Source organism: Nitrosomonas sp., assembly GCF_020852615.1.
Classification (GTDB): domain Bacteria; phylum Pseudomonadota; class Gammaproteobacteria; order Burkholderiales; family Nitrosomonadaceae; genus Nitrosomonas.
Genome location: NZ_JADZAJ010000039.1, coordinates 123,828 through 133,635, shown reverse-complemented (window position 1 = coordinate 133,635; position 9,808 = coordinate 123,828). Strand labels below are relative to the sequence as shown.

Here is a 9,808-nt window from a genome sequence, read left to right as displayed (position 1 = left end):
CACCAAATTTTTTGGTCAGAATCGTCGTAATCGCTGCCGTTAGCGTCGTCTTACCATGATCCACATGACCAATCGTCCCCACATTCACATGCGGCTTTACACGCTCAAATTTACTTTTCGCCATTACGTTTATTCCTTTTATTTATGTTCCACTACAGCAATTTACCAATCCTGACCACGGTTTACCTGGTGCCCATGGCCAGGATTGAACTGGCGACCTCTCCCTTACCAAGGGAGTGCTCTACCACTGAGCTACATGGGCTAATCGAATATATCCTCGCCACCATATTGGAGCGGGTGAAGGGAATCGAACCCTCGTCGTAAGCTTGGAAGGCTTCTGCTCTACCATTGAGCTACACCCGCTTATACCCGGTCCACCTGCCTTATGCCCAAGATAAACAGTTATCTCGCTCGTGACTGTCAATACAACAACCAACGATATTGCCTGCCACGCATTCTGATTTTTATTTACTGGTGGAGGGGGAAGGATTCGAACCTTCGAAGGCAGAGCCGTCAGATTTACAGTCTGATCCCTTTGACCGCTCGGGAACCCCTCCAAAATAGCGGGGCATTATGAACGTTTAGCACGATCAAGTCAACGCTGCTGTTAGCCTGTACCGGTTTCAATGATGTTGCACTGCCGGACGGGCAGCTTTACACTTGCTGCCCATGAAAGAAGAGAAGAGCGGATGTGTAGCGGGTCAGTTCTAAAGAAATGGGCGGATCCATATTTTTACTTATGCCTGAGGAAACGGATAATGTCAAACCAACTGACAGTAAATCGGCGATCGCGGGAAAGGCGTATCAGGGCTGCTTTTGTTTGCCCCTACCAGCTAGGGTTCAAACAGGGGAGACGGCTTGTACAGAGACGTTCCGTCAGGGGAGCCGCTTACGTTGACCAATACGACTGGCTCTTAACAACCTGCTGCCTCGCCATCGTTTTACTCAGCGCAGCAGACGCTTTCCTGACCGTCAGCATATTGACCGGCGGTGGTACAGAACTCAATTATTTCATGGAAATACTGATTGAGAACAGCACACAGAAGTTTATTGCCTTCAAACTGGCACTGACTTCTCTGGCAGCCATTCTCCTGACCATCCACCATGAAGTACAGATTCACGGTGGATTTCGGTGTCGACATCTGCTTTACATGATCTCGACAGGTTACACCTGCCTGATCAGCTATGAACTGATACTGCTGCAGGTTATCGGTTTTTGATAGTGCTCAGACATATACCCTGAACTTCTCCTTACAGGCCGGATGGAACAGATTGCCCGTTGGTTAGTTATAGCTGGTGTGGTGATACTCGCTATTGGAGTAGTGCTGTATTTTGCTCCCTGGTTACTTAACTGGTTCGGAAAACTGCCGGGTGATATCCGGATAGAAACACGGCACAGCAAGGTATTTTTTCCTGTTACCTCTATGCTGATTGTAAGTATCGTGTTGAGCATCATAATTAACCTATTCAAAAAATAGCCACCGGCAGTTTCGTTGTCTCCCAAGTATTTTAATTCCATTGTTGTTGCTGCTGCTTATTTATATAAATCAGGATTGTTCATGAATATTACCTTTATTGGCGGCGGGAACATGGCAAAAGCCATGATTGGCGGCTTGATACACCATGGATTCACCCCCTCTCAGGTTTGCGTCGCAGAAATCAATGCACAGCAACGGCGACAACTCGCTGATGAATATGGTGTCACCACAACTGAATCAATACCTGATGGAACACATTGCAGCGAAATTATCATTTTTGCTGTAAAGCCGCAGCAGTTGCATGAAGCAGCCAGCCAGGCTGCGCAATTCCTTCAAAATAAGCTTGTTATATCGATTGCAGCCGGGGTTCGTACAAGTGATTTAAGCCAATGGCTGAATCAGCATAAATTTATTATCCGTGCCATGCCCAATACGCCAGCATTAATTGGAAAAGGAATCACCGGTTTATATGCGCTGCCCTTGGTTAGCAGCCACCAAAAAGAGCAGACTGCTGCTATTCTGAAAGCTGTCGGCACAATAATCTGGGTGGATAAAGAGGCTCAGCTGGATGCGGTAACTGCTTTGTCAGGCAGCGGTCCTGCTTATGTTTTCTATTTTCTGGAAGCCATGCAGGAAGCAGGAGTACAGCTGGGGCTGACTGCTGATACCGCAAAGCTGCTTGCTGTACAGACATTTCTTGGAGCTACCGATCTTGCCGCACAAAGCAATGACACGCTGGCAATACTGAGGACAAAAGTAACTTCAAAGGGCGGGACAACAGAACAAGCTTTACTCAGCATGGAGCAATCCGATATTAAGAACGCGTTTATTCGAGCTATGCATACAGCCTGTGATCGCTCCCGGCAAATGGGTGAAACATTCGGACATATATGATTTTGCCCGTAACCGGGCCATGATCCGGCAACCACCACAACTTCTAACGAGAGAACTATGCCTAATCAAATATTGGTGTTTTTACTGGATACTTTACTTGGACTGTTTTCGCTGGCGCTGTTACTGCGGTTTTATGTGCAGTGGTTTCGCGTGCCTTATTACCACCCGTTTACCAGGTTTCTGGTGATGGTAACGGATTTTATGGTTAAACCGGCACGCCGGGTAATCCCAAGCTGGCGCGGCCTTGATTTATCCACTTTCGTATTGGCCTGGCTTACCCAATTTATCATTCTGACAGGTATCAGCCTGTTGAGTGGCCATGGTGCAGGTATCAGCATACCGGCATTCACTTTATTAGCACTGGTTAAACTTGCCAGCATGACCCTCAATATTCTACTCATTTCAATTATTGTGCAGGCTGTATTATCCTGGGTTAACCCGAACACACCACTTGCACCCGTGCTGGAGAGTTTTACCGGGCCCATTCTGGAGCCAATACGCCGGTATATTCCTCCCATAGGCAATTTTGATCTTTCTTCATTATTCGCTTTTATCCTGCTACAGGTACTGCTGATGATTGTGGAAAATTGGCAGCATCAGATTCTGACCCTATTTTAATGAGCTGGTACAGCTTTGAGAATGGCCGGAATCTGGTTTTGAAACTTTACATCCAGCCAGGTGCCAGACAGACAAAAGTTGCTGATATTCGTGAAGGGGAGCTGAAAATAAAATTGGCCGCCCCCCCGGTGGACGGAAAAGCAAATAGCGCACTGATAGTATTTTTGGCAAGACGCTTTAATGTCCCCCTGAAATATGTCTCGTTGAGACATGGTACTCAGTCCCGGCACAAGGTCGTAGAAATCTGCCAGCCATCCGGTGGGCCCGAAGTATTGTTCAGCGAGAAAAACTGAGCAGCCTGCTGCACTCAGGGGATTTCTGCACGAATCCTCCATGCGCCGTGCTGCCGGCAAAATTGCAATGACTGTAAGGTGTGCAGCCACGAGGAAAATTCGTACAGGGATTCCTTAATACTCACCGGATATCTGTTTTTTTAAGTGTGGAACAGGAGATTACATTTATGCCTGATAAAAATATACAGGACCGTGCAGCAGGAGCCATCATGGGTGCATTCATTGGAGACGCACTGGGGCTGGGGCCACACTGGTACTATGATCTTTCGGCACTTCGCCATGATTATGGAGACTGGGTGGCCGGTTATATCGACCCCAAACCGGATCGATACCACGCAGGATTAAAAGCGGGACAGCTGTCACAATCCGGCTTCATCCTGAAACTGACCATCTCTTCCCTGATTGAATGTAATGGTTACGATACAGCAGATTTCTGTCGCCGTATAGACGAAGAACTGTTTCCGCTGCTCGATGGCACGCCAGCCAATGGTCCTGGCGGTTATACCAGCCAGTCCATTCGCGAAACATGGCGCAAACGGGTACAACAGAAATTGCCCTGGGGACAGACTGGTGGCCACGCCGATACGACTGAAGCAGCAGAGCGGACGCTTGCCATTGCTGTTCGTTATGCGTGCCAGCCTGCCAGACTTGCAGCTGCCATTTCGGATAATGTGACACTGACCCAGACTGATGAAACCGTAGTTTCAATGACGGTTGCATATGGTGCGGTGCTGGGCATGCTGATTCAGGGACATAAGCTTGATACTGACTTATCAGGCAAACTCATGAATCTTGTGAAATGTGGTGAACTGCCCTTTCATTCAGTGACCGGCAGCAACTTTCAACCGCCACGTTCCGACAATTTGAGTATGCCCTGCGCCGGGTGTTTTGCCTCTCCAGATGCTTTGCTCACACCATCTTATATGGCGGCAGCAGCAACAGACCCTGAAATTCGTATCGAACCGGCATGGAAAGTATCTGTTGTCTATGGCATGCCTTGCGCAATTTATCATCTGTTACCAGCCGCCTATTATCTGGCAGCAAGATTTCACCATGATTTCGAGGCAGCCGTTTTACATGCGGTGAACGGGGGCGGGCAGAATTTATCACGAGCAATACTGACGGGATCACTGGCGGGCGCTCAAGTCGGTTTATCCGGTATTCCTCCACATTTACTTGACGGGCTGGCTGATTCGGCGCAACTTCGCAAGCTGGCTACAGAACTTGCTGATGGGATGAATCAAATCTGAGATCGGGGAGAAAAAGATGGAATTTGGCATGATTGGTTTAGGGCGTATGGGAAGCAACATGGCACGCCGCCTCACCAGACAGAATAAACAGATTGCCGTGATGAACCGTACCTTTGATGTAACTGAAGCATTGGCCAGAGAAACCGGACACCTGGCCTGTAGGGATTATGCGGCGCTGGTGGCAGCACTTGAAGCACCACGTATCATATGGTTAATGCTACCGGCTGGCGAAGTGACTGAAGCAGCATTTTCCGCACTGCTGCCGTTGCTGTCACCCGGCGACTTGATCGTAGACGGTGCAAATGCCCACTGGCAAGATGATGCCCCTCGTGCAGCGCGCTGTGCAGCACTTGATATCGAATTTGCTGATGCAGGCGTATCCGGAGGGATTTGGGGACTGGAGAACGGTTACTGCATTATGTTTGGCGGATCAGATACAGCAGCAGCACGATTAAGGTCTTATCTGGAAGTATTGGCGCCGACTCCAACGACCGGTTGGTTGCATACCGGGCCGGTTGGTTCAGGACACTATGTAAAAATGGTACATAACGGGGTTGAGTACGGCATGATGCAGGCGCTGGCAGAAGGATTTGCGCTAATGAAAGATAAATCCGGATTCAATCTTGATTTGGCTGCGATCGCCGAATTATGGCGGCATGGTAGCGTGGTGCGCTCATGGCTGCTCGATTTGTCAGCTGATTTTTTAGCAGAAGACCAGGAGCTCGCTGATATTGTTCCGTTTGTAGCGGATTCAGGAGAGGGTCGCTGGACTGCTTTAGCCTCCATCGAACAGGGAATTCCATCGCCGGTGATGACTCTCGCGTTGATGATGCGTTTCGCAACACAGGAAAAAAATGATTATACGGCCAAAATACTTGCAAAGATGCGTCATGGTTTTGGCGGTCATGCCATTAAAAAAGATTAACAAATGGACGGCATGAAAACAGGTCAATCCGGAAATCTTCCCTGTTTATTTGTTATTTTTGGAGCAACCGGCGATCTTGCCTCAAATAAACTCCTGCCAGCATTGTTTGATCTGGAAAGTGCCGATCGCCTGGCAGAAAATCTTTCCATTATTGCTTTTTCACGCCGTGAATGGACAACTGACGACTGGGTCCTGCATTTGCGCGAGCTTTTAAAAAGCAAAGCCAGCCAGCCTTCCCGTGAATTGTTACTGGATCGTTTTCTTGCACGCTTCCGTTATCAGCAAGGCGATCTCAACGATGTTGAATCCTACAGAACGTTAGCAGCCAGTCTCGCGCCCTGCCCGACCTGTTTGCGCACGGTATTTTATCTTGCCATCAGGCCTGCCGATTTTATTGCGGTGATCAAAAACCTGAAAGCAGTCGGCCTCAATGAGCCAAGAGGCATGAATCGGGTAGTAATCGAAAAACCGTTCGGAGAAGACCTGGAATCGGCCCAAGTGCTGAATCGCCTGCTCCATCAGCATTTTGATGAAGAACAGATTTACCGTATTGATCATTTTCTTGGCAAGGAAACCGTACAAAATCTACTGGTCTTCCGGTTTGCCAATACATTGATCGAACCGCTGTGGAATCGTAATTTTATCGACCATGTTCAAATTACAGTAGCGGAATCGATCGGGATTGAAAAACGTGCGGGGTATTACGACCGTGCAGGTGCGCTGCGCGATATGCTGCAAAATCATTTGATGCAATTACTGACCGTGGTAGCCATGGAACCACCACCCGCTCTTGAGGCAGATGCGCTACGTAATGAAAAAGTCAAGGTATTGCGTTCCATTCGCCCGATCGCCAAACGTGCAATACACGCCCATGCCGTGCGGGCTCAGTATACGCATGGAAATATCGATGGTCAGGTGATAGCAGGTTACCAGCAGGAAGATAATGTTGAACGGGATTCAATTACTGAAACGTTTGTCGCTGCCAAATTTTACATAGATAACTGGCGCTGGCGCGGGGTGCCGTTTTATCTGCGTACAGGCAAACGCATGCCCAGACAGCACTCTATGATTGCAATTCGTTTTAAACATCCACCCCAGCAACTATTTCGCGAAACGCCTGTGGAATGGATTGCGCCAAACTGGATACTGCTTTCAATCCAGCCGGAAGAATCAATGCGCATGGAAATTCACGTTAAACAACCTGGCCTGGACATGAATACCCGGGTAATGCAGATGAATGCGAGTTTCCTTAAAACAGATGAACAAGCTCTGGATGCTTATGAAACATTGTTACTCGATGCCATAGAAGGTGACCGTTCACTTTTCATTCGTTTTGATGAAGTTGAATGGGCATGGCAAGTGATTGATCCAATTTTAAAACATTGGGAAGTAGAACGTGAATATATCCCGACTTATCCGGCCGGCAGCTGGGGGCCGGCGGAAGCAAACCGATTGTTTGACAATGACGATCAAACCTGGCGCAACGAACTTTAGAAGTCCGCGACCGGAAGATACGCCTGACTTTACAGGAAAAACGTATCCACATAGTAAAATTCACCCCAGTCCACACAACATCAGCCACAGAACTTGCGTTAAAAATACATGTAGCACAATCTTCCAAGGTTGGGCTACAATGCTCGGTTCAAAAAGGGCTGAGCTTGTTTCCATTAATAATACGGGCTGACTCTGCTTGGTTTTTTTGCTTGGTTTTTTCACTGTAAACACAAAAATATAGGCATCACTAAAAATGAAACGCACCTATCAACCATCCGTCATCAAAAGAAAACGTACTCATGGATTCCGTGTTCGCATGAAAACACGCGGTGGCAGAGCAGTTATTCGCGCACGCCGCGCAAAAGGACGAGCCAGACTCAGCGTGTAATCACAGATCAGCCCGAACACGCACACAGAATTGTATTTTTTGGCAGCCGGGCAAATCTGCACTCTACCCAAACAATGCAGACTGCGGAAATCTGAAGAATTTCGTGCTGTACTGCGAAATAAAATCGTGTTTGAAAGCCTTTCGTTAAGATTGCATGTAAAACCAGCCACCACTCACTGCGACTACGCGCGAGTTGGTTTGGTTGTGGCTAAACGGATTGAACGAAAGGCCGTCAGAAGAAATCGTATCAAGCGTCTGATTCGGGAGGCATTCCGCAAGCATCGACACATGCTCAAAAATTTGGATTGTGTCGTGCAGCTTCGGTGTCCCGCTGATCAGTCTGACTCATCGCACATCTATCAGGAAGCTGCAGTGCTTTTCAATAAGGCAGCAAGGCAATCATGAAGCAACTGCTCATCAGCCTTATCAAACTATACCGGTACAGTGTCGGTCTCTTGCTTCCCCCCTCCTGCAGATTTCATCCAACCTGTTCAAGTTATATGCAGGAAGCGCTGATCAGGCATGGTCTTACCAAAGGGTTATGGTTGGGGGTAAAACGTATACTGCGCTGCCATCCCTGGCATCAGGGAGGCTATGATCCTGTTCCATAGGTATTTACCGCTCATTTAGTACTTCGTATTTATCATTTTCCGCTTTCCTGAGTTCCAAAAATGGATAATAAAAAAATCGTACTGCTTATCATTTTTTCAACGTCACTACTTTTTTTATGGGATGCATGGGTAAAGGAACAGGAGAAATTTAAAAATCCCCCTGCTGTTACCCAGACTGTTGCTCCGGCCGATTCAGCACAAGCCGGTAATGACAGCAGCCTCCCTGTTCCGGGTAGCGAACTTGCTTCATCACAAGCAAACCCGCAGGATGGAATACCTGTAAGCAATGGCAGTGGCGATACAGCCACTCCGCGCCTGCTGCCTTCAGGAGAACAGATTCGCGTCGTCACCGATAAGGTAGTCGCTGAAATTGATACGATGGGGGGAGATTTACGGCGCCTGGAGTTGCTGCAGCAACCTTCAACAGAAGATAAAAACGTACCCTATGCCTTGTTGCACAGCGAAGCTGCTCGCACCTATGTTGCGCAATCCGGCCTGGTCGGAGAAGGGTTACCTAATCATAAAACCACCTACCGGGCAGAATCAGATGTTCGCAACTACGAGCTATCTGCCGGTGAGGATAAAATTACCGTTCGTCTGCTGGCACCGGAATCAGAAGGCGTGCAGGTTATCAAAACCTATACTTTTCACCGCAACAGCTATGTGATTGATGTTGGTTTTGAAGTAGCCAATAAAGGTGACGCCACGGTTCGTCCGTTTGCCTATTTCCAGATGCTGCGTGACAGCACCCCGCCAGCAGGTAAAACCATGATGATCCCCTCTTTTCTGGGGGCTGCTGTTTATACCGATGAAGGTAAATATCAGAAGATTCCTTTTACCGATCTGGATAAAGGCAAAGCAGATTATCCAGCCAATGCAAATAACGGCTGGATTGCCATGCTGGAACACTACTTCCTGACTGCCTGGTTACCGCAACAACACATTCCTCGCGAATTTTTTGCCAAACGGCAAAGTGACAATCTCTACACAGCCGGAGTAATTGTGCCTGCCGGGGTTATTGCTCCCGGTGAAACCACAACTACCACCATGCCATTTTACGCGGGCCCGGAAGAGCAGGATGATCTGGCAGGACTTGCCCCCGGTCTGGAACTGACAGTTGATTACGGTTGGCTGACTATGGTCGCCAAGCCATTATTTCGCCTGCTTTCTTTTTATCATTCATGGATAGGTAACTGGGGAATTGCCATTATCCTGCTGACCATGACGGTCAAGCTCTTATTCTTCCCGCTATCTGCTGCCGGTTACCGTTCAATGGCCAAATTGCGGCTGGTAACCCCTAAACTGCAACGCCTTCAGGAACAGTACAAAGGTGATCGGCAGCGCATGCACCAGGCCATGATGGAGTTCTATCAGGAAGAAAAGATCAACCCGATGGGTGGCTGCTTCCCGATCTTGGTACAGATCCCGGTATTCATCGCGCTGTACTGGACAATTCTTGCGGCAGTAGAATTGCGTTATGCACCTTTTGCATTATGGATCAATGATTTATCCTCACCAGATCCGTATTATATGCTGCCTGCATTATTGGGTATCTCCATGTTCGTGCAAACCAAGCTTAATCCGACACCTACGGACCCTATCCAGGCTAAAGTCATGCAGTTCATGCCGATTATTTTCAGTGCCATGTTCTTCTTCTTTCCAGCCGGGCTGGTTCTTTATTCACTGGTTAATAACATCCTGTCGATTGCACAACAATGGCAAATCACAAAAATGTATGGCTCAGCGGCCAGCAAAAATGTTTCCGGAAAATCTGCCGGTAATTCGAAAAAGACAGAGAAAAAAACGAAAGAGAATAAACGCTCGTAACTCTGCTGCCTTGTATTCCTTAACATGAAA

General features: G+C 48.0%; 13 protein-coding genes and 3 tRNA genes. 12 read left to right on the top strand and 4 right to left on the bottom strand.

Annotated elements, in window-relative coordinates:
* From IT527_RS09240 to IT527_RS09225, 4 genes are all read right to left on the bottom strand, one after another.
* Positions 1 to 124: GTP-binding protein (locus IT527_RS09240; protein ID WP_292968256.1), on the bottom strand; the 124-nt coding region annotated here is incomplete at its 3' end.
* Positions 125 to 187: 63 nt separating this feature from the next.
* Positions 188 to 262 (bottom strand) — tRNA-Thr (locus IT527_RS09235).
* 27 nt (positions 263 to 289) lie between these two features.
* Positions 290 to 363 (bottom strand) — tRNA-Gly (locus IT527_RS09230).
* 109 nt (positions 364 to 472) lie between these two features.
* Positions 473 to 557, bottom strand: a tRNA-Tyr gene (locus IT527_RS09225).
* A gap of 201 nt (positions 558 to 758) precedes the next feature.
* Here IT527_RS09225 and IT527_RS09220 point away from each other — a divergent pair.
* The 12 genes from IT527_RS09220 (at position 759) to yidC (ending at position 9,778) form a co-directional block, all read left to right on the top strand.
* Entirely contained in the window at positions 759 to 1,220 is a 462-nt protein-coding gene (locus IT527_RS09220; protein ID WP_292968250.1) for a DUF5658 family protein, read from the top strand.
* Between the two features lie 42 nt (positions 1,221 to 1,262).
* On the top strand, positions 1,263 to 1,478 hold the full coding sequence (locus IT527_RS09215; protein WP_292968248.1) for a DUF2905 domain-containing protein: 216 nt from the start codon (positions 1,263 to 1,265) through the stop codon (positions 1,476 to 1,478).
* A gap of 81 nt (positions 1,479 to 1,559) precedes the next feature.
* A complete protein-coding gene (gene proC, locus IT527_RS09210) occupies positions 1,560 to 2,372 on the top strand; it encodes a pyrroline-5-carboxylate reductase (protein ID WP_292968246.1) in 813 nt (270 codons plus the stop codon).
* 57 nt (positions 2,373 to 2,429) lie between these two features.
* Positions 2,430 to 2,990 carry a YggT family protein gene (locus IT527_RS09205; RefSeq protein ID WP_292968244.1) on the top strand — a complete coding sequence of 187 codons (561 nt, stop codon included), beginning with the start codon at positions 2,430 to 2,432 and terminating at the stop codon, positions 2,988 to 2,990.
* 38 nt (positions 2,991 to 3,028) lie between these two features.
* On the top strand, positions 3,029 to 3,283 hold the full coding sequence (locus tag IT527_RS09200) for a DUF167 domain-containing protein (protein ID WP_292968242.1): 255 nt from the start codon (positions 3,029 to 3,031) through the stop codon (positions 3,281 to 3,283).
* A 167-nt stretch (positions 3,284 to 3,450) separates the two neighbouring features.
* A complete protein-coding gene (locus IT527_RS09195; protein ID WP_292968240.1) occupies positions 3,451 to 4,533 on the top strand; it encodes an ADP-ribosylglycohydrolase family protein in 1,083 nt (360 codons plus the stop codon).
* 16 nt (positions 4,534 to 4,549) lie between these two features.
* The gene (gnd, locus tag IT527_RS09190) at positions 4,550 to 5,458 is read left to right on the top strand and encodes a phosphogluconate dehydrogenase (NAD(+)-dependent, decarboxylating) (RefSeq protein WP_292968238.1); all 909 of its coding nucleotides are present in this window, start codon (positions 4,550 to 4,552) and stop codon (positions 5,456 to 5,458) included.
* Between the two features lie 12 nt (positions 5,459 to 5,470).
* Complete coding sequence (gene zwf, locus IT527_RS09185) at positions 5,471 to 6,952, top strand: glucose-6-phosphate dehydrogenase (protein ID WP_292968237.1); 1,482 nt, start codon at positions 5,471 to 5,473, stop codon at positions 6,950 to 6,952.
* A gap of 253 nt (positions 6,953 to 7,205) precedes the next feature.
* Entirely contained in the window at positions 7,206 to 7,340 is a 135-nt protein-coding gene (gene rpmH, locus IT527_RS09180) for a 50S ribosomal protein L34 (protein ID WP_292968236.1), read from the top strand.
* A gap of 30 nt (positions 7,341 to 7,370) precedes the next feature.
* A complete protein-coding gene (gene rnpA, locus IT527_RS09175; protein WP_363278169.1) occupies positions 7,371 to 7,745 on the top strand; it encodes a ribonuclease P protein component in 375 nt (124 codons plus the stop codon).
* Positions 7,742 to 7,951 carry a membrane protein insertion efficiency factor YidD gene (gene yidD, locus IT527_RS09170; RefSeq protein WP_292968234.1) on the top strand — a complete coding sequence of 70 codons (210 nt, stop codon included), beginning with the start codon at positions 7,742 to 7,744 and terminating at the stop codon, positions 7,949 to 7,951. Before rnpA ends, yidD begins: the two co-directional genes overlap by 4 nt.
* A 60-nt stretch (positions 7,952 to 8,011) precedes the next feature.
* Positions 8,012 to 9,778 carry a membrane protein insertase YidC gene (yidC, locus tag IT527_RS09165; protein WP_292968233.1) on the top strand — a complete coding sequence of 589 codons (1,767 nt, stop codon included), beginning with the start codon at positions 8,012 to 8,014 and terminating at the stop codon, positions 9,776 to 9,778.
* Positions 9,779 to 9,808 lie beyond the last annotated feature (30 nt).

Bases quoted from the DNA above. Each gene is read 5' to 3' on its own strand.
- rpmH (WP_292968236.1), top strand. From the start codon at position 7,206: ATGAAACGCACCTATCAACCATCCGTCATCAAAAGAAAACGTACTCAT.
- IT527_RS09205 (WP_292968244.1), top strand. From the start codon at position 2,430: ATGCCTAATCAAATATTGGTGTTTTTACTGGATACTTTACTTGGACTG.
- yidC (WP_292968233.1), top strand. From the start codon at position 8,012: ATGGATAATAAAAAAATCGTACTGCTTATCATTTTTTCAACGTCACTA.
- IT527_RS09220 (WP_292968250.1), top strand. From the start codon at position 759: ATGTCAAACCAACTGACAGTAAATCGGCGATCGCGGGAAAGGCGTATC.
- zwf (WP_292968237.1), top strand. From the start codon at position 5,471: ATGAAAACAGGTCAATCCGGAAATCTTCCCTGTTTATTTGTTATTTTT.
- gnd (WP_292968238.1), top strand. From the start codon at position 4,550: ATGGAATTTGGCATGATTGGTTTAGGGCGTATGGGAAGCAACATGGCA.
- IT527_RS09195 (WP_292968240.1), top strand. From the start codon at position 3,451: ATGCCTGATAAAAATATACAGGACCGTGCAGCAGGAGCCATCATGGGT.
- proC (WP_292968246.1), top strand. From the start codon at position 1,560: ATGAATATTACCTTTATTGGCGGCGGGAACATGGCAAAAGCCATGATT.
- yidD (WP_292968234.1), top strand. From the start codon at position 7,742: ATGAAGCAACTGCTCATCAGCCTTATCAAACTATACCGGTACAGTGTC.
- IT527_RS09215 (WP_292968248.1), top strand. From the start codon at position 1,263: ATGGAACAGATTGCCCGTTGGTTAGTTATAGCTGGTGTGGTGATACTC.